At 34.9% G+C, this 22,770-nt stretch carries 29 protein-coding genes; 25 read left to right on the forward strand and 4 right to left on the reverse strand.

Annotated elements, in window-relative coordinates; genetic code table 11:
* The first annotated feature begins 8 nt into the window (after positions 1 to 8).
* The 14 genes from mddA to FB2170_RS14000 all read left to right on the forward strand — a co-directional run bounded on the left by mddA (position 9) and on the right by FB2170_RS14000 (position 12,026).
* Positions 9 to 746, forward strand: coding sequence for a methanethiol S-methyltransferase (gene mddA / locus FB2170_RS13925; RefSeq protein WP_013307218.1), 738 nt, complete (start codon positions 9 to 11; stop codon positions 744 to 746).
* 142 nt (positions 747 to 888) lie between these two features.
* Entirely contained in the window at positions 889 to 2,550 is a 1,662-nt protein-coding gene (locus FB2170_RS13930) for a M28 family metallopeptidase (protein ID WP_237701139.1), read from the forward strand.
* 159 nt (positions 2,551 to 2,709) lie between these two features.
* Complete coding sequence (locus tag FB2170_RS13935; protein WP_013307220.1) at positions 2,710 to 3,690, forward strand: hypothetical protein; 981 nt, start codon at positions 2,710 to 2,712, stop codon at positions 3,688 to 3,690.
* Positions 3,691 to 3,984: 294 nt separating this feature from the next.
* Positions 3,985 to 5,514 (forward strand): prolyl oligopeptidase family serine peptidase, encoded by a 1,530-nt coding sequence (locus tag FB2170_RS13940; RefSeq protein WP_148232114.1) that lies wholly within the window; start codon positions 3,985 to 3,987, stop codon positions 5,512 to 5,514.
* Positions 5,515 to 5,668: 154 nt separating this feature from the next.
* On the forward strand, positions 5,669 to 6,340 hold the full coding sequence (locus FB2170_RS13945; protein WP_013307222.1) for an SGNH/GDSL hydrolase family protein: 672 nt from the start codon (positions 5,669 to 5,671) through the stop codon (positions 6,338 to 6,340).
* Positions 6,341 to 6,614: 274 nt separating this feature from the next.
* Positions 6,615 to 7,022: a hypothetical protein gene (locus tag FB2170_RS13950; protein ID WP_013307223.1), complete on the forward strand. Its 408-nt coding sequence runs from the start codon at positions 6,615 to 6,617 to the stop codon at positions 7,020 to 7,022.
* A 250-nt stretch (positions 7,023 to 7,272) separates the two neighbouring features.
* A complete protein-coding gene (locus tag FB2170_RS13960) occupies positions 7,273 to 7,509 on the forward strand; it encodes a hypothetical protein (RefSeq protein WP_013307225.1) in 237 nt (78 codons plus the stop codon).
* A gap of 30 nt (positions 7,510 to 7,539) precedes the next feature.
* Positions 7,540 to 7,995, forward strand: a complete 456-nt coding sequence (locus FB2170_RS13965) for a GNAT family N-acetyltransferase (RefSeq protein ID WP_013307226.1) — start codon at positions 7,540 to 7,542, stop codon at positions 7,993 to 7,995.
* An 87-nt stretch (positions 7,996 to 8,082) separates the two neighbouring features.
* A complete protein-coding gene (locus FB2170_RS13970) occupies positions 8,083 to 8,580 on the forward strand; it encodes a ClbS/DfsB family four-helix bundle protein (RefSeq protein WP_013307227.1) in 498 nt (165 codons plus the stop codon).
* Between the two features lie 60 nt (positions 8,581 to 8,640).
* Positions 8,641 to 9,333, forward strand: coding sequence for a nitroreductase family protein (locus FB2170_RS13975; protein ID WP_013307228.1), 693 nt, complete (start codon positions 8,641 to 8,643; stop codon positions 9,331 to 9,333).
* A gap of 39 nt (positions 9,334 to 9,372) precedes the next feature.
* On the forward strand, positions 9,373 to 9,753 hold the full coding sequence (locus FB2170_RS13980; RefSeq protein ID WP_013307229.1) for a hypothetical protein: 381 nt from the start codon (positions 9,373 to 9,375) through the stop codon (positions 9,751 to 9,753).
* Between the two features lie 342 nt (positions 9,754 to 10,095).
* Complete coding sequence (locus tag FB2170_RS13990; RefSeq protein ID WP_013307231.1) at positions 10,096 to 10,512, forward strand: hypothetical protein; 417 nt, start codon at positions 10,096 to 10,098, stop codon at positions 10,510 to 10,512.
* 101 nt (positions 10,513 to 10,613) lie between these two features.
* The gene (locus tag FB2170_RS13995) at positions 10,614 to 11,036 is read left to right on the forward strand and encodes a DUF3788 domain-containing protein (RefSeq protein WP_013307232.1); all 423 of its coding nucleotides are present in this window, start codon (positions 10,614 to 10,616) and stop codon (positions 11,034 to 11,036) included.
* A 12-nt stretch (positions 11,037 to 11,048) separates the two neighbouring features.
* Positions 11,049 to 12,026, forward strand: a complete 978-nt coding sequence (locus tag FB2170_RS14000) for a metallophosphoesterase family protein (RefSeq protein ID WP_013307233.1) — start codon at positions 11,049 to 11,051, stop codon at positions 12,024 to 12,026.
* On the opposite strand, the gene FB2170_RS14005 is transcribed toward FB2170_RS14000, so the two are convergent.
* The gene (locus FB2170_RS14005) at positions 12,023 to 12,712 is read right to left on the reverse strand and encodes a hypothetical protein (protein ID WP_013307234.1); all 690 of its coding nucleotides are present in this window, start codon (positions 12,710 to 12,712) and stop codon (positions 12,023 to 12,025) included. The two genes, FB2170_RS14000 and FB2170_RS14005, sit on opposite strands and share 4 nt — an antisense overlap.
* Before the next feature lie 26 nt (positions 12,713 to 12,738).
* Here FB2170_RS14005 and FB2170_RS14010 point away from each other — a divergent pair, with 26 nt between their 5' ends.
* From FB2170_RS14010 to FB2170_RS14040, 7 genes are all read left to right on the forward strand, one after another.
* Entirely contained in the window at positions 12,739 to 13,803 is a 1,065-nt protein-coding gene (locus tag FB2170_RS14010; RefSeq protein ID WP_013307235.1) for a helix-turn-helix transcriptional regulator, read from the forward strand.
* Between the two features lie 60 nt (positions 13,804 to 13,863).
* Entirely contained in the window at positions 13,864 to 14,235 is a 372-nt protein-coding gene (locus FB2170_RS14015; protein ID WP_041632875.1) for a VOC family protein, read from the forward strand.
* A gap of 12 nt (positions 14,236 to 14,247) precedes the next feature.
* Complete coding sequence (locus tag FB2170_RS14020; protein WP_013307237.1) at positions 14,248 to 14,709, forward strand: GNAT family N-acetyltransferase; 462 nt, start codon at positions 14,248 to 14,250, stop codon at positions 14,707 to 14,709.
* A gap of 4 nt (positions 14,710 to 14,713) precedes the next feature.
* Entirely contained in the window at positions 14,714 to 15,286 is a 573-nt protein-coding gene (locus tag FB2170_RS14025) for a Crp/Fnr family transcriptional regulator (protein ID WP_013307238.1), read from the forward strand.
* Positions 15,287 to 15,406: 120 nt separating this feature from the next.
* The gene (locus tag FB2170_RS14030) at positions 15,407 to 15,937 is read left to right on the forward strand and encodes an NADPH-dependent FMN reductase (RefSeq protein ID WP_013307239.1); all 531 of its coding nucleotides are present in this window, start codon (positions 15,407 to 15,409) and stop codon (positions 15,935 to 15,937) included.
* Between the two features lie 11 nt (positions 15,938 to 15,948).
* The gene (locus tag FB2170_RS14035) at positions 15,949 to 16,815 is read left to right on the forward strand and encodes a pirin family protein (protein ID WP_013307240.1); all 867 of its coding nucleotides are present in this window, start codon (positions 15,949 to 15,951) and stop codon (positions 16,813 to 16,815) included.
* Positions 16,816 to 17,085: 270 nt separating this feature from the next.
* Entirely contained in the window at positions 17,086 to 17,694 is a 609-nt protein-coding gene (locus FB2170_RS14040) for a hypothetical protein (protein ID WP_013307241.1), read from the forward strand.
* Positions 17,695 to 17,751: 57 nt separating this feature from the next.
* Here FB2170_RS14040 and FB2170_RS14045 read toward each other — a convergent pair whose 3' ends face one another.
* Positions 17,752 to 18,684 (reverse strand): DUF1080 domain-containing protein, encoded by a 933-nt coding sequence (locus FB2170_RS14045; protein WP_013307242.1) that lies wholly within the window; start codon positions 18,682 to 18,684, stop codon positions 17,752 to 17,754.
* 40 nt (positions 18,685 to 18,724) lie between these two features.
* On the reverse strand, positions 18,725 to 19,180 hold the full coding sequence (locus FB2170_RS14050) for a 3-methyl-2-oxobutanoate hydroxymethyltransferase (RefSeq protein ID WP_041632876.1): 456 nt from the start codon (positions 19,178 to 19,180) through the stop codon (positions 18,725 to 18,727).
* Between the two features lie 129 nt (positions 19,181 to 19,309).
* On the opposite strand from FB2170_RS14050, the gene panB reads away from it, so the two are divergent.
* Genes panB through FB2170_RS14070 form a run of 4 tightly spaced genes read left to right on the forward strand, consistent with a single transcriptional unit; the run spans position 19,310 to position 21,884 of the window.
* On the forward strand, positions 19,310 to 20,128 hold the full coding sequence (gene panB, locus FB2170_RS14055) for a 3-methyl-2-oxobutanoate hydroxymethyltransferase (RefSeq protein WP_013307244.1): 819 nt from the start codon (positions 19,310 to 19,312) through the stop codon (positions 20,126 to 20,128).
* 16 nt (positions 20,129 to 20,144) lie between these two features.
* Positions 20,145 to 20,627: a signal peptidase II gene (lspA, locus tag FB2170_RS14060; protein WP_013307245.1), complete on the forward strand. Its 483-nt coding sequence runs from the start codon at positions 20,145 to 20,147 to the stop codon at positions 20,625 to 20,627.
* A gap of 2 nt (positions 20,628 to 20,629) precedes the next feature.
* Positions 20,630 to 21,322 carry an RluA family pseudouridine synthase gene (locus FB2170_RS14065; RefSeq protein WP_013307246.1) on the forward strand — a complete coding sequence of 231 codons (693 nt, stop codon included), beginning with the start codon at positions 20,630 to 20,632 and terminating at the stop codon, positions 21,320 to 21,322.
* A 37-nt stretch (positions 21,323 to 21,359) separates the two neighbouring features.
* Complete coding sequence (locus FB2170_RS14070) at positions 21,360 to 21,884, forward strand: DUF4252 domain-containing protein (RefSeq protein WP_237701140.1); 525 nt, start codon at positions 21,360 to 21,362, stop codon at positions 21,882 to 21,884.
* Positions 21,885 to 21,906: 22 nt separating this feature from the next.
* Here the strand turns inward: FB2170_RS14070 and FB2170_RS14075 are convergent, their stop codons facing one another.
* A complete protein-coding gene (locus FB2170_RS14075) occupies positions 21,907 to 22,767 on the reverse strand; it encodes a DMT family transporter (RefSeq protein WP_013307248.1) in 861 nt (286 codons plus the stop codon).
* Positions 22,768 to 22,770 lie beyond the last annotated feature (3 nt).

The raw sequence follows: 22,770 nt of genomic DNA on the forward strand, positions 1-22,770 counted from the left end.
AATAAATTATGAAAAAATCAATCATCTTATTATATGGAATTGTAGCTTATTTTGTCTTTCTAATTGCTTTTTTATATGCCATTGGGTTTGTAGGTAACATAATTGTTCCAAAATCAATAGACTCTGGTGCAGATACTACAATGTATTCTTCCATATTTATCAATGTAATATTATTAAGTGTTTTTGCTTTGCAACATAGTATAATGGCGAGACCAAAATTTAAAGAATGGCTTAATTCCATTTTTAGTCAAGCTATGGAACGTAGCACTTATATTCTACTATCTAGTTTAGCTTTAATTTTAATCTATTGGCAATGGCAACCAATAACAACTATAGTTTGGGAAACCGAAAACACAATTCTTTCTAGTATTATAACTGGAATATTTTTTCTAGGTTGGCTTATTGTTTTACTTTCTACGTTTATGATTAATCATTTTGAACTTTTTGGATTATCCCAAATTTTCGATAATCTAAAAAACAAACAAACTGCTAACCCAAAATTTCAAACCAACTATTTATATAAAATTGTTAGACATCCCATAATGCTAGGTTTTATAATCGCCTTTTGGGCAACGCCTACTATGACAGTTGGACATTTACTATTTGCTCTAGTAACTACAATTTACATTTTTATAGCTGTAAAATATTTGGAGGAAAAAGACCTTCGTAAATTTATTGGAGAAAAATATGAAACGTACCAAAAAGAAGTGCCCATGATTATTCCTTTCACTAAAAACAAGAGGTAGATAAAGAAAAAAACTATGCCTAACATTGTATAAAAGTAATAGCGGCTTGGGTTTTTATTCAAGCCGTTTTGCATTTAATTAAGTATCTTGTTTTCCGAAAAATAGTTGCATTCTAATCCGCTACTACTCTTAAACTAGTACGTTGGCAGTAATTAAATCGAACATTCAATTCAAAATACAAATGATAAAAAATTATTTAAAATTTTTAGTAGTAGCAATGCTTTTTAGCAGTTGTGAAAACGACAAAAAGCCAAATACGAAAATAGTTGAAATTGATCAAACAACTATCGGAAAGCACATTGAACGTCTAGCGTCCGATGAGTTTCTAGGAAGAAAACCATTTACTGAAGGGGAAATAAAGACCGTAAACTATTTAAAAGATGAGTTTGAAAAATTAGGAGTTTTACCAGGAAATGGTAGTAGTTTTTTTCAAGATGTTCCAATGGTAGAAATTACAGGAACTCCATCAGAAAAAATGATTATTTCAGGAAATAACGAAAGCTTTAATTTAGAATACTTAAAGGATTTTGTTGCAACAACAAATAAAACAGAACCTGATCTAAACCTTGATAATTCAGAACTTGTATTTGCAGGTTATGGTATTGTTGCTCCTGAGTATGGATGGAATGATTATGAAGGTATAGATTGGAAAGGAAAAACTGCTGTTGTTTTAATAAACGATCCTGGTTTTAATTCTGGTGATTCAACCTTATTTAAAGGAAATGAAATGACTTACTATGGACGTTGGACTTACAAATATGAAGAAGCTGCAAGACAAGGTGCCGATGGGCTTATAATTATTCATGATACAGAACCAGCTTCCTATGGTTGGAATGTAATTGAATCTGGTTGGACCGGTGCACGGTTAATTATAGAAAGTGATTTACCTCAATTAAATATTGAGTCATGGATCAGTGGTGAAAGTGCTGAGAAAATGTTTGAAATTTCAACAATGAAAGGTCAAGACTATAAAACACTTTCTAGAAATAAAAACTTTAAACCAATTGCATTAGACTTAAAAGTTTCAGTAAAAATTAAAAATGAAATTAAGAAAGATGTTTCCAAAAATGTAGTTGCTCTTATACCAGGTACGGACAGAAAAGACGAGTTTATTATATACTCAGCTCATTGGGATCATTTTGGCGTGGGTAAAGCTATCAATGGTGACTCGATCTACAATGGATCAGTAGATAACGCATCTGGCACGGCAGGTTTATTAGCAATTGCCGAAGCGTTCAAAAAATCTGAAGCTACTAAACGTTCAATCGTCCTATTAGCTGTTACAGGAGAAGAGCAAGGCTTGTTAGGATCAGCGTATTATTCAGAAAACCCAATTTTTAGTCCTAAGAAAACAATAGCAAACATTAATATTGATGCGCTTGATAGTCCCGGGAAAATGAAAGATTTAACAATTACAGGTTTTGGTCAATCTGAAATGGATGAATATGCCAAAGAAGCTGCTAATCAACAAAACAGGTACATTATTCCTGATCCAGAAGCAGAAAAAGGATATTTCTTTAGATCAGATCATTTCAATTTTGCAAAAATTGGAATCCCTGCCTTGTATGCAAGTGGTTCTTATGAAGGGTTTGATCTTAGTATTGAAGAAATAAAAAAGTACAATGATAATTATCGTATGTATAAATATCATCAACCTTCTGACGAATACAATTCTGAGACGACAGAATTAAGTGGTGTTCAATTAGATTTACAACTATTTTTTAATGTCGGCTTTAAATTATCTAATGAAGAATATTTCCCAAAATGGTACAATGGAAGTGAATTTAAAGCTGCTAGAAAATAAAACTATAGAACAACGTATATAATTCATTGCTTGTTCTCGCCTACTTACGAAAATCCTCGCGGATTTTCCTAAGGTTAGGTTTACTTTTGTTAAATTAGTTGAGCTAGACTCGCAACTAAACCATACACCTAACGTTGTGCGTAATTAAGCCAAACGAAAATGAAAACACCTTTTAAGGTATTATTTTTACTCTTCCTGACTATTTTTAGCACGAAATCTTTTTCACAGAAAATGGTCGAACATTACGACCCAGTAAAAAATGATAGCCTAAGAGTTGGAATAGGGGAAAATGACTTTTTACCTTTTATTCAAAAAGGGTATACCATAATGCTTCCTGAAAATAAGATAATAAAAGGCGTGCTAATTTTCCTCGAAGATTCAAAGTATGACAACAAGAATAGGAGCTCAAAGCAGATGTATATTCAAGCATCGGAAAAAGACTTTGCAGTATTATCTATTTCAACCGAAATTCCTCTTGATTTTTACTTTTCAAAATCATCTATGATTTCTACGCATAAGCTAATTCGAGAAGTCTTTAAAAAACATCATTTACCAAATGACAACATTTTCTTTTTGGGAGCGAGTTTAGTCGGACATAGAGCGATGCGATATATTAAATTTATGAAAGAGAGTGACTTCGAATTTCAATTGAAAATAAAAGGTATTGTCACTTGCAACTTCACAATGGATTTTACAAGAAAATGGTACCAACATAAACGTGACATAAGACTTAATCGAATTGACCTTTGGGAACCAAAATTTATTAACTTTCTATTGGAAACGTACTTGGGAGGAACACCAAAAACCAATCCTGAAAATTATAACAACTTCTCATCGTATAGCTACTTTGATGAAAAGAATGAAAATGTTAAGATTTACAAAGACTATGGAGTTCGAGCGTATATAGAACCCGCAATAAAATATAAGCTGACAAAACAACTAAGAACCTTATACGAGAATAATTCGACAGATATAGTTGGCTTTTTAGCTGAATTGAAACTAGCAGGAAATGAAAATACCGAATTAATAGTATTACAACCCGAGGACAATCCATCAACCACAAAGAATACTCAATCAACTTGGGATGCAATAAATAAAGATGAACTTATGGATTGGATTCAAAAGCAGACGAAAAAATAACTACGCACAACAACGGGTATAATAAATGGCTGTTGTTAGGCTTAAATAATGGTCGTTGTACAAACACGTTATGTGTAAGCATGTCAAAGAATGAAAATATAAGCCCTCACTAATATAACTAACTACAACAATGTATAAAAGCAATAGCGGTTTAGGGTTTAACTTGAATCGCTATTTTCTATTAAATTAGTATCTTGAAAAGAAGTGTGCTATTATACCCTATTGATCTTATACGAGACGTTGTAACAATCATTAACCTATTGCATCTTTAATATGGACACTAATTCAAAAATAATGCGATTAACCATATTGATAACCTGTATCGTTCTATCCACAATATCTTATGGCCAGACATCATTAAAAGAAATAAACCTAATCAGCGGAAAGCATAAAGTAGGTTTTAAACATTATACAATTATAGATAGCACGAGAACCTATCAAATTAGAAATGACTTTAACAATCAATTCATTGATAGACCAATTCCTATCAGCATTTGGTATCCCGCAAAAATTCAAAAAAATATTTCCAAACAGTTAGCTGTTTTGGATTATTTGGAGATTTTAAAAGAAGAGGAAGAATGGGAAAACTTGCCAAACGATTTTTTACTGGATTGGTTCCCATACTTATGGAATACGCCCGATAATAGAGCACATCTTTCTGAAAAAGTCAATGCTTTTTCAAATTCAACTTTTTTAATTGGTAAATTTCCAGTTGTAGTATATGCGCCAAGTTACCAAGCTTCATCAATTGAGAATTTTACACTGTTCGAATATTTAGCTAGCAATGGTTTTGTAGTGATATCAAGTCCTTCAAGAGGAACAGATACAAGATGGTTGGAAGGAGGAACTACAAAAGATATGGAAACACAATCTAGAGATGTTGAACTTCTTTTGAAAGAAATTAATAAATACGAAAATATAGACTTTGACCGAATAGCTCTTATGGGATTTAGTTTTGGTGGACTTTCCAACGCTATAACAGTAATGAAAAATAAGAACGTAAAAGCAATTGTGAGCTTAGATGGAACGGAAAGATATAATTACCCTGTCCTGGAAAAATCACCTTACTTTAATTTAGAAAAGTTTACTATTCCATATATCCATTTTGCTCAAAAAGAAATTCCAGAAGAGGTTTTGACCAGTGATAAAATTCCTGCCGAATTGAATTACAAATTCCAATTATATGACTCATTGAAATATAGCAAGGCGTACAGTTATAAATTACACGACCTAACTCATTCCTATTTTAGTTCTTTCGGTGTTTTATTTGCCAACAGAGATAAAAGGCAAGACAAAAGTGATAATAAAGTTATGGCATCCTATAAACTAGTTTCTGAACATACTTTACAGTTTTTAAATGCGACTTTGCAAAATGACAAGTATGGAAAGGAGTTTATTGAAAATAGCCCTGATAAAAATGGTTTTTCTGAAACTTTGATTTCAAAAAAAATGAAACAAGTAAAAACGGGGGAATTCGATTATAAAGATTTTAACGATTTAGCATTCAATCAAGGTTATAAAGATTTAATTCCGTTATATCAAAGAACAATTACCAAACATCCAGAGCTTGAGCTTCAAGAAGGTATGCTAAACACCTTAGGTTTGCGATTGTCACTTAATTCCAAACAGATAGAACAAGGTGTTAATGTCTTTTTGTTAGCTTTACATATATATCCGAAATCAGCAAATCTTTATGATAGTTTAGCTGAAGGTTATTTCTACAATAAAGATTTTAAAAATGCTATTTCCAATTACAAAAAGTCGTTGGAAATAAATCCTGAAAACCAAAATGCAATTGATAGGTTAAAACAACTTCGGGAATAAAGCCAGCAGGTAACAAACCTTATAATCAATTGCGGCTGAATTCCTAAACGGAAATCCTCGCTCATTAACTAACTTTATGCTATGACGGAAAAGTCCGGTGAACATTTTCCGCAACGCATCATGGCCGAGACGTTAGCACACATAAAAAACGATAATGAAAAATTTTAAAGGAAATTTAATTTTGATTTTATTGGTATTAGGAATTTCAAGTTGTCAACAAAACAAAACTAAGATTTTGATAATTGGAGATTCTATTTCGATAGGATACACCCCCTTTGTTTCTGAAAATTTAAAGGGTATAGCAGATGTATACCATAATCCTGGAAATGCACAACATACAGGGACTGGACTAGAAAGTATTGAAACCTGGGTTGGAGATAATGATTGGGATGCAATTCAATTTAACTGGGGATTATGGGATTTATGTTATCGCCACGCTGATTCTAAAGTTCAAGGAAACAGGGATAAAGAAAATGGGAAAATCACTTTTACGATGGATGAATATGCTTCTAATCTTGATTCAATTGTTACTATCCTAAAAACGACAAGTAAAGCTAAATTAATTTTTTTAACTACATCTTTTGTGCCCGAAAATGAGGCTGGTAGATATAAAAACGATGCAATAAGGTATAATGACGCAGCAAAAAAGATAATGCAAAAACATTCGATTATTGTAAATGATATATATGAACAATCTATTCCAATTCACCAAAAATATGGAAAGGGATTAGATGATGTTCATTATTCAAATCTAGGATATGAAAAACTAAGTGAACTAGTGACAAATTTTCTGAAAACAGAAATAGAATCAATGAATAACAAGTGATTACGTGTGCTAACAATAAATATAATCAATACGGGCCGATTTGGGCAATTTGAACTTTAGAGCATTTAATAAACAATGTAACGGTCTGATAAGTTGTAGCTTCGAAATCCCGCACTACGCATATTCGAGATTTTGGATCGGTTTGGATAGATGATGTGCAGATAGAAATTATAAAATAAAAACGACTCGTATACGAGGCCGTTACGAAGGAAACTTTTTATTATCTTGTTGAACAACCATCTGAATTCGCTTTCAGAAAACAAAAACACCGATTATGAATCCAGTTATCAGAAATATTTTAGCGGTAATCGCTGGATGGCTTGGGGGTAGCATTGTAAATATGGGTTTAATACAACTAGGTCATAAATTAATCCCTATCGAAGGTATTGACCCCAATGACATGACTGCCTTGGCTGAAATCATGCCTACGCTGGATTTTAAATATTTTATATTCCCTTTTCTGGCACATGCCCTTGGTACACTGGCCGGTGCGGCTATTGCCTTTATGATTGCGGCTACCTTCAAAATGAAATTTGCATTAGCTATTGGGGCTTTATTCCTTATCGGAGGAATTATAGTAAGTACCATGTTACCTGGTCCAACTTGGTTCACAGTTGTAGATATTTTATTGGCCTATATTCCAATGGCTTGGTTGGGAGGCAAATTGGCAAATAAAACATAATGTACCCTTATCATAACAGAATAAAGCAACGGATCAACAACAATGAATTGATCAATTATGAATATGTACAGAAATATAAAAACATTTCACCATGTCTATTGCTGTATTTTTCAACTGAACCCAAAATAAGACCCATTCGCGAGCACAGATTTGAAGAATATGAAAGAATACTTAAAGTTTCGAAATAAATCTTGATATCTCGTTCGAATGATAAAATGGAAAAAACTCGTTTAATCCTAAAACCATAATAATGAAAAAAATGACCTGTAAACAACTTGGGGGAGCCTGTGATTTAGTATTTGAAGCTGAAACCTTCGAAGAAATGGCCGAAATGAGTAAAAAACATGGCATGGAAATGTTCCAAAAAAATGATATGGCACATTTAAGGGCCATGAAAGAAATGAAAGACAAGATGCAGGCTCCCGATGCAATGGCCAACTGGTATGATGGTAAAAGAAAAGAGTTTAATTCCTTGCCAGAAGTTTGATATTCAATGTAGAGGAGAGTTTTTCTAACTATGATGAAAAGTACTGTAATCAGACCATACCAGCCATCAGATAAAAAGCATTTGGTGAAAATTTTCAATCTGAATACTCCAAAATATTTTGACAAGGGTGAAGTTATAGACTTTGAAAAGTATTTGAAGCAAAGAGCTGACACCTATTTGGTAACCGAACTGAACAATGAGATTGTTGGTGGGGCAGGGTATTATATCAACAACCAAGAAAGATCTGGGCACATTACTTGGATTTTTTTTAATCCTAAATATTCAGGACAAGGGTTAGGAAGAGAGATTGTTGCATATTGCTTATCAATTTTAGAAAATGATGAGCGTGTACACAAATTTGTAGTTACAACATCGCAACTCGCCTATAGGTTTTTTGAAAAATTTGGTTATTCACTTAGCAGAACAGAGAAAGACTATTGGGGAAAAGGTCTTGATCTATATGAAATAGAAATGTTGAAAAAATGAAGTGTTAATAATTGAGATTATAGCACCTAGATAGTTTTGTCTTCATAAATTTAGGTGAAATGACAAATTCCTAATCATAGCGTATCAATGCCAAGACCAAAGACCAAAACCGAATTACTGCAATTAAGCAACGAGAACTATAAAAAGCTTAATAATTATGTTGATTCATTCCCTCTGGAAGAACATATGAAAGAATTTCCTGAAGGAACCATGAATAGAAATATCAGGGATGTTTTAGGTCATTTACACCATTGGCATTTGTTGGTCCAAGGCTGGTATAAAGTGGGAATGTCAGGCGAAAAACCTGAATTGCCCGCAAAAGGTTATACTTGGAAAACCACCTCCGACCTCAATCATAACATTTTGAAAAAATACGCTAATGAAGAGTTAGGTACAGTTAGAGCCAACTTAGACGAATCATACGCTCAACTTCAAAAATTGATTAAGAAACATACCGATGAAGAATTGTTCGAGAAAAAACGATATAAATGGACAGGTTCAACTTCGTTGGGAGCTTATTTAATCTCAGCTACCTCAAGTCACTATGACTGGGCTTATAAGTTGATTAAAAAAGCCAGAAAGTAAAGTAATAAATGCATTTGAAATCAATTATCTTCGATCAAACTATTAAACTAGCGAGAGCACATGAAGTCTCAAGACCATATTATTATTAACGGGCATAAGCATTTTGAATACCGACGTACGGAAATATCTGAAGACGAAATCATTCCGAAAAGTGAAGAGTTTTACCAATGGTTGGATAAAAGAAGGTCTGTACGTGATTTTTCAGACAAAGCTGTTCCTAAAGAAGTCATTGAAAACATTATAAAAAGTGCCTCTACTGCCCCATCAGGTGCGCATAAGCAACCCTGGACATTCTGTGCCATATCCAATCCCACATTAAAAACAAAGATTAGAGAAGCAGCCGAGGTTGAGGAAAAAGAAAGCTATGAAAGTAGAATGAGTGAGCGTTGGAAAAAGGATCTTGAACATATTGGAACCGATATGCACAAACCATTTATAGAAATTGCTCCTTGGCTGATTGTTGCTTTTAAAAAAGTTCATGAACATGGTGAAAATGGGGAAAAACTGAACAACTATTATGTAAATGAGTCTATTGGTATTGCATGTGGCATGCTCATTGCAGCAATACACAATGCCGGTTTGGTTACTTTAACACACACACCAAGCCCTATGAAATTTTTGACAAACATCCTTGAAAGACCAAGTAACGAAAGAGCATTCTTGTTGCTTCCCGTTGGATACGCAAAACAACCTGCATATGTGCCAGATTTAAAAAGAAAAGAAATGGATGAAATTGCAGTCTTTTATGAATAGATATCAATTGTAAAGATTAATTAAGACAAATTAGTTATAATGAAAAGCATACTTCTTACTATGTTCCTAATCTTTACATCGCTATTAAAGGCCGATTATGTTCCTCCAAAAATTCACATGTTGGTATTAAAAGCTGATAAAATAGTTCAGGGAGAAATTAGCTGTGTTGATAATGATGTATTTCAAATTACCGTGATTAAGAGCATACTAGAAGATGAACATGTAATTACTGTCCAGAAATTCAAAGAGTGGAATTGTGGTAAAAGATATATAGATTATGAAGTTGGCCAACAGAGTTTGTTTTTTCTTAGATATGATGGTGACAAGCTTCGAACTATGAGTGGTGGTAATGAAGGAGAAATGCCTATAATCATGGGAGCTGCATATGTTCATGCCTCATCGTTCAATTCAATAGATTAAATTGATTTTTTTGAAGAATCTCATCTTAAAATAGATGATCTGGGATTCAATAATCCTTTAATGGGATACAAATTGAATTTAGGTGAATTATGGGAATGCATACAACTAATCAAGGGTTGTTATAAACTGGACGATTCTAAAATGTTCAAAAAAGATTTGTCAAAATGCTCTAAGAGGGTGATTGACAATGTCAATAGCAAAAATGTTATTTTCAATTGGATATATGCACATCATGTGGCCAAAACTCCAATTTGATTCTATATCGTCTAACCCAGTACTTAAAATCGTATCTTTATTCACCTTGTTATCAATAATTTATGTTGATAATTTAAACATTAAGGCATGAGAGGTACCGTATCAATTATCATAGGTGCAATAGTTGGTTCCATTGTTTTTTTTATCATGGCTTTTATCGCCAATTTGATAAGCCCTACCCCACCTGAATTAATGGATCCGTCAACCCCAGAAGCAGTGGCGGAACGTGTGGCTTCTACGAGTACCTATACTTGGTTTACTACAATTATTGGTTTATCCATCGGCTCCTTCCTTGGAGGGTTACTGGGGGCCAGAATTACCCATAGCAGCATTTTTAAGGTTACTTTGGGAATTGGAATCATCCTTTCTTTATGGGCATTCTATACATTTTATGTTGTATATCCTGAAGCTTTATGGGTACCTGCAGCAATGCTGATTTCAATTTTCATATTTACATATCTTGGTGGTTTGGCATACGCCAAAAAAAACAAGGGTAAAGCATAAGAAGAAAGCACTTTTTAGCCAACGAAAGCTTCGTTCCTAACATGATATTCTTTAACTTTAGATAAGATTCTTTTATTTGGTTATTGATTAATAATTTGGATATGGATGATCTAAGTATTTTCCCGGATAAAGCCAAAAAGCCTACTGAAAATAACCTGGCAAGTAAACTGGGTAAAACTCATGATTTATGGAAAAAAATTAACTCCCTTGTTTTGGAAAAATATCCTGAAGGGGCTGAAGAATGGTTTTATTCTGGAAAAAAGTATGGCTGGAACTATAGAATCAAGGATAAAAAAAGGGCAATCATTTATTTTTCACCCCGCGATAATTTTTTCAAAGCAGGTTTTATTTTTGGAAACAGGGCTCTAAAAGATATTATGGAAAGTACTATATCTGATACTATAAAAGAAGAATTAAGACGGGCTCCAAAATATGGCGAAGGCACTGGCCTTCGATTAGATATAATAAATGATGGCATAATTCCAGATATTGAACAATTAATCAATTTTAAACTAAAATACTAAGTAGACGAAAATATGAAATCAATAAACCCACTTTCAATTTTTATATTCATCCTTTTCCTTAGTTGCAAAACCAATACAGAACCTGTTCCTAAATTCCAGCACGACGTCTCCAGTGGTCCTACTCCATGGACCGATACCAATTTTGAGTTGGAAGAAGAAGATTTCACATTCGCTATTATATCTGACTTAAATGGAGGTGAAAGGCCGGGTGTTTATAGTACAGCTGTTTCACAATTAAATCGTTTGGATCCAACTTTTGTTTTAAGTGTAGGTGATTTAATTGATGGCGGCACCGAGGATTCTCTACAATTGGCCAAAGAATGGGATTCGTTTGATCAAAGAACTTCAAAATTGAATATGCCCTTCTTTTACTTAGGGGGCAATCACGATTTGACCAACCCAGTAATGCGCGAGTTTTGGAAAAACAGGTTTGGACCCAGATATTATCATTTCGTTTACGAAGACGTTCTTTTCTTAATGATGGATTCGGAGGATTATGAAGAAAAAAGAATGCTAGAGATTTATGAAGCCAGAGCTAAGGCATTAAAAATAATTGCCGGAGAACTAGAAGGTGAATATGAAGATTCTGAATACTTTCATATGGCAGAACGTAGAATTGGCGGCATGAGCAATGATCAGTTCGAATATTTTAATAGTGTTCTAAAAAAGTATCCAGATCCAAAATGGACATTCATTTTAATGCATAAACCACTTTGGATGCGCGAAGACGATAAAGGCCTTGGACAACTGGAAGGTTTATTAAGCGAACGCCCTTATACGGTCATCAATGGTCATTTTCATTCGTTCTCCCATCGTAAGCGCCTTGGACGTGACTATACAATTTTGGGGACTACCGGTGGAAGTCAACACAAAAATGATTCACTATCATTTGACCATGTGACAATAGTACGAATGGATAAGGAGCCTGTAGTTACTCATTTGAAAATGGATGGGATATTGGACGAAACCGGGAGTGTGCCAAGTAATTAAAATACCTCCTTCGCTTCAACATCATTCAATGATTTTTGCTCTTCGAGGTCAATTGCATGGTAAATGGCCGCAAAAGCCGCACCTATCCAAATAAACGCGATAAATACACCTACTACTAAGCAGAGTAACCCTAATATAAAAACAAGAATGGCAAGCAAGCCCATTCTGAATATTTTCCAACCATGTCCTCTGGTCATTGCCCAACTTTTCTCAACTGCGGCCACAGGATCTAAATTCTTATCCATTACCAAATAGGAAACAAATGCCAGTCTACAGGCCAAGATTATTCCCGGTACAATCAAAAAAACAAACCCAATACCAATAATGGCAAAAGTGAGTAGGTTCGCTAGAATTATGTTCAAATAATTCTTTTTGAAACCATCAAAAAGTTCAGAAATATCTACTTTTTCATTTCTGATTCCTCTAAGATACAATTGGTCTCTACCATATTTCACCACTGGTAACAGTAACATACCATATATGGCAATAAGAAAATGAAGTAAAATCATAAGTGCCCCTTTTTTATCTTCAGAATTCTGAATAGCTGACACCGGTGATTCAATAAGGCCTACAATGATCATTATCAAAAAGAAATAAAGAAAATACTTCCACATTTGTTGCCAGCCATATTTATAACTTCCCGTTGCTGTTACTTTTGGTTTAAGCCCTTCTTTTACCTCTTCCATGATCTTCACTGTTTAAATTTTCATAAATGTACGGGGCTCCTATTACATTTCCTTCCAACTTTAGTAGTGATTCCAAAATCACTACCAAGGTATTGGTTGCATTTAAAGGCATTTATATACTTTTAACCTATAAATCACCAACCTTGCTAAGTCTTACATTCATTGTCGTTTTTATTTTTTGCTTTGCAATTGCCATAGCGGCGGTTTTACTTGGGCATGGGTTCATATTAACCTATAACACAGCTTTTCACAGGAATTATTTTTATTATCTGGTCACTTTTTTTGGATTTGCATTCTACGCCATTTGGGGTCAGATTCTCATGCGCGTCTTATTAGAGAGTATGAACACAGATAGTAAAGAAATTGAAATGATCGCTAACTTTCTTCCTGTATTGGGGGTACCGTTTCTTTTGATTTCCTGGATTATGTTATTAAAAATGGGACATTCACTATTGCAAATACCCATAAAGAATAATTTGATCCGGAGCCACTTGGTTATATTCATTTTAATCATCCCAATAGTATGGGGTTTATATTCTTTGTTAGGTAATTCAACCTGGTTTTTGGGAATACAATTGGCGTATACGCTAATTGGAATAATCATGCTCATAGAATTGCTGTATATGGTCATTTTTATAGGAACCGTTATTCGTCATTCCAAAAAGCAGAACAGACCTCATGATAAAACTGTAAAGCAATTTGTATTCTTTATGCTATTGGGTTTCTGTATTAGAGTTGTTGTAGTTCCTTTCCTTTTCATGAACAGTTGGCTTCTTGCTGCATTGATTTTATTCTATTTCCTTTCAAACTTAATCCCCCTACTCTATCTCCGCCAAAATTCAGATTTGATATTCACGCCCATCTCTGCTGTAAACCCCGTTGAGGAGAAGAAAACCTTGATATTTGAAAAGTATGGAATTACCAAGCGCGAAAGGGAGATTGTAGAACAAATCTGTAAAGGTAAAACCAATCAGCAAATCGCCGATGAGCTTTTTATTAGCCTACAGACGGTAAAGGACCATACACATAGAATATACACTAAAATAGGCATCAAAGGCCGTATGAATTTAGTACAATTAGTCAATGGTTGACCTCCAAAGGTGAAAATTGAATTTGATTCCTTAAATTATGACTTATTAAATAAAAGTCATATGAAATTAGGAGCATTTTCAGTAAGCCTTAGTGTCAAAGACCTTGAGGCTTCTAAACAGTTTTATGAGAATTTGGGATTTTCGGTTTTTGCAGGTCAAATGGAATCCAATTATTTAATCATGCAAAATGGGAGTACCAATATTGGCCTTTTCCAGGGTATGTTCGAAAATAATATTCTAACCTTTAATCCCGGTTGGGACCATAATGCCAATAAATTGGATTCATTTACCGATGTGCGGGATATTCAGAAAAGTCTAAAACAAAATGGCATAGACTTAATGGGCGAAGTTGATGAAAGCACAAATGGCCCTGCCAGTTTCATGTTTATGGATCCCGATGGCAATGTTATTCTTATTGATCAACATGTATAGAATTAACCGGGAATGATTGAAAAATTGAACAACAAAGATTCTGGGGTTGCAAGCCGAATACGGGATGTTTTTCAAATTTCTTATGCTGTAGAGGCAAAATTATTAAAAGCGAAAGAGTTTCCCCCTCTTAAAAGAACAGTTGCCGAGTTTATAGATTGTGATAATGGGTTTTATGGTTTTATAGCAGATAAATTCTTGGCCGCGGTTATTGAAATTAAAGCTGATTGCGAATCAACCCATATTCAAAGCCTCGTGGTAGATCCCAATTTTTTTCGACAAGGAATAGGTCAAAAACTATTGGATTTCACTTTTAACACATTTAATACGATTCTTTTTACGGTCGAAACGGGAGCCGAGAATCCTCCAGCAATAGCCTTATACGAAAAAAATGGTTTTGCGTTGATTGATGAATGGATGACTGAAATTGGAATTAGAAAGGTTAGATTTGAAAAAAGAATAACAACAACGCATTAGTATTTTGAGTTCCTTTCTAGACATATTAAACCAAGATTTAAATCCATCCAGAGAAATTGAGGCACTCAAGGCTAAAATCTCTGTCAAAACATTCAAGAAGGGAGAGATTCTACAACGCAATGGCGATAGGATTTCCAGAATTTACTACGTAAAAAAAGGTTTACTACGTAGCTATATGATTGATGATAAGGGAAAAGAGCATATTTTCATGTTCGCACCAGAAGACTGGATAATTGCAGATGGAGCCGACTTTAGTTCTCCTTGTCAGCTTTTTATTGATGTATTGGAAGATTCTGAAATCGAAATTATAAACAAAAAGCTATTCGAGGAAGAGTACATTCCGGAAACACTTACCAGTGATAAACAGCGCACAGCAGCAATGATCAAGCGAATTTCGGTTTTGCAGGAAAGGGTGATTATGCTAATGAGTGCAACTGCCATTGAACGCTATGAGCATTTTAAATCTACATACCCGCAAATTATGCAGCGCGTGCCCCAACGAATGATTGCTTCTTATTTGGGAATTACGCCAGAAGCCTTGAGTAAGGTTAAAGGTAAAAGGGCAAAGTCTAACTAGAACAATTTCATTTCTTAATCTAGGTTAATGCATAGCTATTATTTACGACTGATATTTGTATCATAAAAAGAGAATGGGATTTCGATTCACGGAAAAAGCTTCTCAGCAAACAAAAAACAGATGAAAAAAATAATAGCCCTTGGTGGTAGCAACAGTAAGAAATCCATCAACAAAGAACTAGCACAATATACTGCCAATCAAATAACAAATTCAGAGACTATAGTGGCCGATTTAAATGACTATGAATTGCCTCTTTATGGAATCGACCTAGAAAACGAAAAGGGGATTCCAGATAATGCTAAGCAGCTAAATAGCCTGATTGAAGAAGCGGACGGTATTGTAATCTCCATGGCCGAGCACAATGGCTCCTATACTGCAGCTTTTAAAAATACCATTGATTGGTTATCACGAATAAATCAAAAGGTTTGGAAAGATAAACCAATGTTCTTAATGGCCACTTCTCCAGGAGGCAGAGGTGGTGTCACGGTTTTAAATACAGCAAAAGCAGCATTTCCTTTTTTTGGAGGTAATGTCATTGCCGATTTTTCACTACCCGATTTTTACGATAATTATTCAAAAGAAGGACTAAAAAATAAAGATTTAAATGAAACCTTAGGTCAAAAGATTCAAATGTTTCAGGAAGCAATTTAAAAAATAACATCATGTTGAAAAAGGTTAAGACATTGATTCCCGCCTTTAATATAGATATGGGTGGAATTCCGTTAAAACAAGCCCTACCGACTAATAATGTGCAACAGGTTGATCCTTTTCTACTGTTGCATCATGGTACTTTGAAATATAGAAAAGATGGGAAAGCAATTCATCAAGGAGTTGGTGCACACCCTCATAGAGGTTTCACCCCTGTGACATTTATCATCGAAGGTGAGATACATCACCGAGATAGTCGTGGTAACAATCAAATTGCCAAGAAAGGAGAAGTACAATGGATGCATGCTGGATCAGGCATTGTGCATAGCGAAAGACCATCACAGGATTTGATGGATAGAAATGGATCCAATGAAATGATTCAACTTTGGGTAAATTCCCCTGCTGATAGAAAAATGATCGAGCCAAGTTATCAATACGTGCCTGAGAATGAAATCCCTGTCTTTTATTCTGAAAATAAAAATATGACCACAAAAGTAATTACTGGTAATTATGGTTCATTGAAAGGGAAAATCAAAACTGAAAGTGAGTTATTGATGCTTTGGAGTAATGGTATTGGAAAAGACACCCAGACCTTTAACATTACCAAGGGGTTCAATACTATGATCTATACCATAAAGGGAAATCTGAGAATCAATGGATACGGACTTGTGGAAAAAGAGAATTTGGTTATTTTCGAGGACGGTGGTGACCAAATTGAAGTCTCAACAAATGGGAAGGCCGAATTTCTTGTTTTATCCGGAAAACCCTTGAATGAGAAAATAGTACAACACGGGCCTTTCGTCATGAATTCTGAAACAGAAATACTTGAGGCGATGCGTGATTATCAAATGGGAAAAATGGGTATTTTGATAGAAGAATAAGAATAAAGTTCATTTTTTTAATAAAGTGGTTTAAAGGAATATTCCTTTAAACCACTATTTGTTTTAGATACTTTGTTCGAGGTCAAAACAATGTAGGAATTCTATACAATTTTAAGAGTTAATTTGCAGTCTTACTATTTCATCCATTATTCTTCAATACTGACTATTGTCATATTTTGCACCTCTACACCAAATTACTTTTACACTCTTTTCATTACTCAAATAATAATAAACGTTAGTCGAAAATTATCGTATTTCCTACAAATCATAATGAAAAGATACACCACAGAATTTTTGGATAATCTTGGAGGGTTCGATTTTAATGTATTGGAAAAAAGCAGGTTTTCCATTTGCGCACTCTCAAATAAATTAAAATTTATTTACGTTAACCATGACTGGTGCAGGTTTGCTGAGAATAACGGACATGTAAAACTTATTTCCGACGAAAAAGTTTTAGGCACTTCTGCATTAAGGTTATTTAAAGGCATTCGTCTTAAATTGTATTTTAGGAAAAACTACAAAAAAGTAATAAGCTCTGGCGAAATATGGCATCACCAGTATGAGAATATAGAAAAAACAAAACACAGGCTTCTACATCAAAGTGTATACCCGCTTGATAACAAGTCTGGTATATTGATTATACATTCAGAAGTGTATAAACTACCCATGAGCAACATGAATTATGAAACATTCCATATTATTGAAGAAAGATATTTTCAATCAAACGGACATATTGTTCAATGCAGCAACTGTAGACATACTCAAAGAGCTGATCAGCCAGAAATCTGGGATTGGGTACCCGATTGGGTAGAAAAGTTACCTGCAAACTACAGTCTTTCCATATGCCCTACCTGTGAGCATTTGTATCAGGGTTCTTAAAAAAATTCCCAACCATTATAAACGATTAGGAATTTACTTTTCAAGTCAATTAACTACTTAATTCATTATTGGGGTAACCTCAATAGTCCTGAATTCCACAGGACCATGATCCCCTTGTATCAAAAAGGGGCCCGCTTCGGCCTCTTTGTTATCCAATGCACCTCCCGTCATACCAGGAATATTCTGATTCGTTATTATTTCCTTTCCATTGGCAATAATGGTCACACGTCTGCCAATCAGAGTAATATCATACTCTTGCCACTCCCCTGCTGGCTTTGCAACCATTTCATTGGGTGTCAAAAATCCATAAATACCGCCGAACAATATGCTTGAAGGTTCCAATCCAATATTATCGGCGATTTGTACTTCATACCTACCTCTTAAGTAAACACCACTGTTACTGCCTTCTGGGTATCTAAATACTATGTGCAGCTTAAAATCATTGAATTTTTCGCTCGATACCAAATTAGCTCCTGATTTCTCACTGGTCAATATTCCATCTTTTACCATCCATTGGTTTACACCCATCGCTTGCCAGCCATCAAGATTCTTTCCATTGAAAAGCGCCTTCGATTCTCCCCAAACAGGATTAGCGTTATATGTCAATTTTGGTGATCTTGTACCCACCCAGTTATAGCTTTTACCATCGGTGTAAAGCAAGGTGCCGTTTAGTTTACCATCGGTTAGTTTTCCTTTAAACTTAAGGTCATTCCCTTCCTCCCATTGTGGAGGTATTTCGAAGGAAAACTCCCCATTTTCCAATTGTATTTCGGAAATTGGTCTTGCACTGCCATTAAGAAATACAAACCGACCAACAAGTGTACTTAAACCAGAATGGCCCACCTCTAACCAAGATGGTACTTCTTTACCGTCATAGGACAAGGTTAAATTCCATCGCCCTTCCAGTGATTCGGAATTTTGTGCATTTATTTGAAGTGAAACTGTAGCTAAAACTATTAGCGGTAAGCCCTTTAATGATCTGAAGTTCATATTTCGTAAGTGTTTTTTAATTTAAAAAATATTCTAACTATTATTTACAACCTTTTTTTCGACGTGTGTCTATCAAATAAATGATTTTCCAATCTTCACCATCTTTGAAAAGTTGAAAAGAATTTACGCCACAATGGCTAAAGGCATCATTATACCAAAATTCATACGGTGTCCATGCATTTGCCATCGCCCCATCAACTTGAATATTGAAAGAAAGCAACTTTTCCTTAAAATTCACAGAATCAGGAATGCTTACAATTGATTTCAAAAATCTACCAAAATCCTCAGTTCTCATTGCTGTTGAACCATCTTTTTTTCGACCAATTGTCTGAGCGATAATTCCGTCTGAAACTGTTTGTTTTATCAACATCGAATCTTGTTTGTGAAACCCGTCGAAAAAGGCCTCAATAGTGCTTTGCACTTTTAATTCTTCAGGTTCTTGTGCAGAAATGGTAACACCACCAAACAGTAATGCCATAAATAGTAGTCTTTTCATCCTCATGTTGTTTCCTCAAAAATAAAAAAAGTAATGATCTATTTGCACAAGTTCGGTTTTAAAACCAATATTTGATGACTGCAACAATCGGGTAAAATCATTACATTTATCGCTTATAAAAAACCGCAAATGTCCACAGCTAAAAAAGAATATAAAAGAGTTACCGTAAAATCACTCGTTGATATGAAGAAGAACGGTGAGAAAATCTCAATGCTCACGGCCTATGATTATTCAATGGCAAAAATTGTAGATGCGGCAAAAGTAGATGTGATTTTAGTTGGCGATTCTGCCAGTAATGTAATGGCGGGTCATGAAACCACTTTACCCATCACCTTGGATCAGATGATTTATCACGCTTCCTCAGTAATTAGGGCAATTGATAGAGCTCTTGTTGTTGTAGACATCCCTTTTGGAAGCTACCAGAGTGACCCAAAGGAGGCTTTACGTTCTGCCATTAGAATTATGAAAGAAAGTGGTGCTCATGCCGTTAAGGTTGAAGGAGGAGAAGAAATCAAAGAATCCGTTAAAAGAATTTTAAATGCTGGTATTCCGGTAATGGGACATTTAGGCTTAACCCCACAGGCGATTTACAAATTTGGCACATACTCCGTCCGGGCAAAGGAAGAAGAAGAAGCTAAAAAACTAATTGCTGATGCGAAGTTGTTGGAGCGTTTGGGTTGCTTTGCAATCGTTTTAGAAAAAATTCCGGCTGAACTGACCAAAATAGTGTCTGAAAGTATTTCTATCCCAACTATAGGAATTGGAGGTGGCAAACATGCAGATGGACAAGTCTTGGTCATACATGATCTTTTAGGGATGACCCATGAATTTAATCCACGTTTTTTAAGAAGATATATGAATTTATATGAGGATATGGGAAACGCCATTTCGCAATATGTAACCGATGTTAAAAGTAGGGACTTCCCTAACGATGAGGAGCAATACTAATTCTCTTATTTAAAATATGTTAAAAAGAATTGGCATACTGTCATTTATACTCTTGAATATTGGATGTGATCAAATATCCAAAGATTTGGTACGTAAAAATATTGAACCCATGCAGTATGTTCAGTTGGTCAACGATAATTTTATTTTAACCAATGTGGAAAACACAGGCGCAATGCTTGGTTTTGGTTCAGATTTATCCCCTATTCTTAAAATGATTTTTCTACAAGGATTGCCTTTGATCGTACTTCTTGTTTTATTGGCTAGGATGCTTCAAAAATCGAATCTCAATCGATGGATGGTACTGGCGTTCACTTTTGTAATTGGGGGTGGTATAGGCAATCTAATTGACCGAATAGCCTATGGTTCTGTGACCGATTTTTTTCAAATAAAATGGGGAGTTTTTCGAACCGGCATTTTCAATATGGCAGACGTTTCTGTGACCGTTGGTGTTCTGTTGCTGCTTTTTTTGGTATTTCGTTATAGAAATTTATCAATTTAAGTATGTCAAAAATACGCTCTAACCCAAAAAATCTTCAAATCCTATACGAGGATAACCACCTCATTGCCATTAATAAACGACCTGGGGATATTGTTCAAGGTGATAAAACCGGCGACAACCCCTTAAGCGATATAGTTAAACAGTATATCAAGGAAAAATACAACAAGCCAGGGAATGTATATTTAGGTGTGCCACATAGATTAGACAGACCCACTTCAGGAATTGTCGTCTTCGCAAAATCATCAAAGGCTTTACCTAGATTGAATAAATTATTTGCAGAAAAAGAGGCTAAAAAGACCTATTGGGCAATAGTGAAAAACCAACCGCCCTCACAAGCAGATCAATTAGTCCACTGGCTTAAACGAAATACTAGGCAAAACAAGTCTTACGCCAATAAGAAAGAAGTACCAGACAGTAAAAAGGCGATATTGGAATATAAGATTCGTAAAAAGTTGAATTCATATTTTTTGTTGGAAATTGATTTAAAAACTGGAAGACACCATCAGATTCGAGCTCAATTGACTGCCATTGGAAGTCCTATCAAAGGTGACCTTAAATATGGTTTTGATAGAAGTAACAAAGGCGGAAGTATTCATTTACATGCCAGAAAGTTGTCGTTCATACATCCAGTAAAAAAAGAGCCATTAGAAATAGTAGCCCCGACACCAAATGACCCAGTTTGGAATGCTTGTTGATGTTTTTTTGTTACATTTAATTTCTAAACACTACACCATGATTAAGAGAACACTTTTATTTTTGAGCTTGATTCTTTTGACTTCCTGTGGAAGTTACAACTCTATTGACACTTTTTATAATGCACATAAAAACGATGACCATGTAACAGCGGTTAGGGTACCACAGTTCATGCTTTCATTGATAAGTGGAATTTCCCCAGAAATGAAAGCCCTAGTAGGTAACACTCGTGATCTACGATATATGCAGTTTCCAAGCGCAACCCCTGCAAGGACAAGATTTTTGAACAGTCAAATGAACGGTATTACCGGCACTTCATTTATTGAAGTTTTTCGCAAAAATGAAGAGTTAAAACGCAACGTGGTCTCAATAAGGGAAAAACGGAACAGTGTTAAAGAAATATTGATTTACAACAATAATAATATCAACGGTTCATTTCTATATTTCAATGGCGATTTTGACCCTGTTAAGGTAAGGGAAATGGCAAAAAATGATGAATTTGGCAAGTTGGGAGAAGGGCTCATTCAGCAATTTAGTACTGGTACCCCAGGTATAAAAGAATAGAGCACAAACTTATACTCTAAGGTCATTTTGATGACCTAACGCTCTCAATTATCACAGAACTTAATATAAGTGCACCACCAAAAAGAGTGGTTAGTGCGGGTATTTCGGATAGGAATAATGCTCCTATGATTATCCCATAAACGGGCTGTATACTACTAATGATGCTAACTGAGGTTATAGAAAAGTGTTTAAACGTCATTAAAAACAATGTATGCCCAATTGCTGTTGTCATTACGGCTAAGGCAACTATACCCTCCCACTGCCCATATAGTTCACTTGTTTCCACAGAAAATAAAAAAGGAAATAAAAACAGTCCAATTATACCGGTTTGGTAAACCATTAGCATTGAACCATGGTAATTTTTGACCTTCGTCTTTAGAATCAAGTTTCGTAAAGCATAAAATAATGCAGATAATATTCCCATACCAATTGCAATGGTTGATGAATTTTCCAAATTAAAATCAGGAACAAGAAAATAGATGCCCAATAATACCAATCCACCCAACAATAAATGTACTCTTTGGAATTTCGTTTTTAGCAATAGCGGTTCCAAAAACGCAGTAATTACCGGATATGTAAACAAAGACAACATTCCTATCGCCACGTTGGACATCTGCAATGAATAAAAATAGCTTAACCAATGAAGCCCCATGAGGATACCACTAATAAAAACCAAGGTGAAATCCTGCGCCCTGACCCTTAAAGAAATCCCCTTTATTTTGCAATAAAAAAAGAGTAGAAAAAACGCCAAAACACCCCTTGTTGCTATGGTTACGGGAACCGGCAGTTCAACATATCTACCTAATGCGCCAGATGTACTGATAAACAGCATGGCCAAGTTTATTTCCAACAAATGGGAAAGATGTGGGTTTTTAGCTTTCAAACT

Origin of the sequence: Maribacter sp. HTCC2170, from assembly GCF_000153165.2 — a bacterium.
In the GTDB taxonomy this organism is placed as follows: domain Bacteria; phylum Bacteroidota; class Bacteroidia; order Flavobacteriales; family Flavobacteriaceae; genus Maribacter_A.

Coding starts and splice junctions, on each gene's coding strand:
- FB2170_RS14030 (WP_013307239.1), top strand. CDS start 15,407: ATGAAAAAAATAATAGCCCTTGGTGGTAGCAACAGTAAGAAATCCATC.
- FB2170_RS13935 (WP_013307220.1), top strand. CDS start 2,710: ATGAAAACACCTTTTAAGGTATTATTTTTACTCTTCCTGACTATTTTT.
- mddA (WP_013307218.1), top strand. CDS start 9: ATGAAAAAATCAATCATCTTATTATATGGAATTGTAGCTTATTTTGTC.
- FB2170_RS13960 (WP_013307225.1), top strand. CDS start 7,273: ATGAAAAAAATGACCTGTAAACAACTTGGGGGAGCCTGTGATTTAGTA.
- FB2170_RS14040 (WP_013307241.1), top strand. CDS start 17,086: ATGAAAAGATACACCACAGAATTTTTGGATAATCTTGGAGGGTTCGAT.
- FB2170_RS14065 (WP_013307246.1), top strand. CDS start 20,630: ATGTCAAAAATACGCTCTAACCCAAAAAATCTTCAAATCCTATACGAG.
- FB2170_RS14045 (WP_013307242.1), bottom strand. CDS start 18,684: ATGAACTTCAGATCATTAAAGGGCTTACCGCTAATAGTTTTAGCTACA.
- FB2170_RS14020 (WP_013307237.1), top strand. CDS start 14,248: ATGATTGAAAAATTGAACAACAAAGATTCTGGGGTTGCAAGCCGAATA.
- FB2170_RS14010 (WP_013307235.1), top strand. CDS start 12,739: ATGTACGGGGCTCCTATTACATTTCCTTCCAACTTTAGTAGTGATTCC.
- FB2170_RS13995 (WP_013307232.1), top strand. CDS start 10,614: ATGGATGATCTAAGTATTTTCCCGGATAAAGCCAAAAAGCCTACTGAA.
- FB2170_RS13975 (WP_013307228.1), top strand. CDS start 8,641: ATGAAGTCTCAAGACCATATTATTATTAACGGGCATAAGCATTTTGAA.
- FB2170_RS14050 (WP_041632876.1), bottom strand. CDS start 19,180: ATGAAAAGACTACTATTTATGGCATTACTGTTTGGTGGTGTTACCATT.
- FB2170_RS14070 (WP_237701140.1), top strand. CDS start 21,360: ATGATTAAGAGAACACTTTTATTTTTGAGCTTGATTCTTTTGACTTCC.
- FB2170_RS14005 (WP_013307234.1), bottom strand. CDS start 12,712: ATGGAAGAGGTAAAAGAAGGGCTTAAACCAAAAGTAACAGCAACGGGA.
- FB2170_RS13970 (WP_013307227.1), top strand. CDS start 8,083: ATGCCAAGACCAAAGACCAAAACCGAATTACTGCAATTAAGCAACGAG.
- lspA (WP_013307245.1), top strand. CDS start 20,145: ATGTTAAAAAGAATTGGCATACTGTCATTTATACTCTTGAATATTGGA.
- FB2170_RS13950 (WP_013307223.1), top strand. CDS start 6,615: ATGAATCCAGTTATCAGAAATATTTTAGCGGTAATCGCTGGATGGCTT.
- FB2170_RS14015 (WP_041632875.1), top strand. CDS start 13,864: ATGAAATTAGGAGCATTTTCAGTAAGCCTTAGTGTCAAAGACCTTGAG.
- FB2170_RS13965 (WP_013307226.1), top strand. CDS start 7,540: ATGATGAAAAGTACTGTAATCAGACCATACCAGCCATCAGATAAAAAG.
- FB2170_RS14035 (WP_013307240.1), top strand. CDS start 15,949: ATGTTGAAAAAGGTTAAGACATTGATTCCCGCCTTTAATATAGATATG.
- FB2170_RS14000 (WP_013307233.1), top strand. CDS start 11,049: ATGAAATCAATAAACCCACTTTCAATTTTTATATTCATCCTTTTCCTT.
- FB2170_RS13945 (WP_013307222.1), top strand. CDS start 5,669: ATGAAAAATTTTAAAGGAAATTTAATTTTGATTTTATTGGTATTAGGA.
- FB2170_RS13990 (WP_013307231.1), top strand. CDS start 10,096: ATGAGAGGTACCGTATCAATTATCATAGGTGCAATAGTTGGTTCCATT.
- FB2170_RS13940 (WP_148232114.1), top strand. CDS start 3,985: ATGCGATTAACCATATTGATAACCTGTATCGTTCTATCCACAATATCT.
- FB2170_RS13980 (WP_013307229.1), top strand. CDS start 9,373: ATGAAAAGCATACTTCTTACTATGTTCCTAATCTTTACATCGCTATTA.
- panB (WP_013307244.1), top strand. CDS start 19,310: ATGTCCACAGCTAAAAAAGAATATAAAAGAGTTACCGTAAAATCACTC.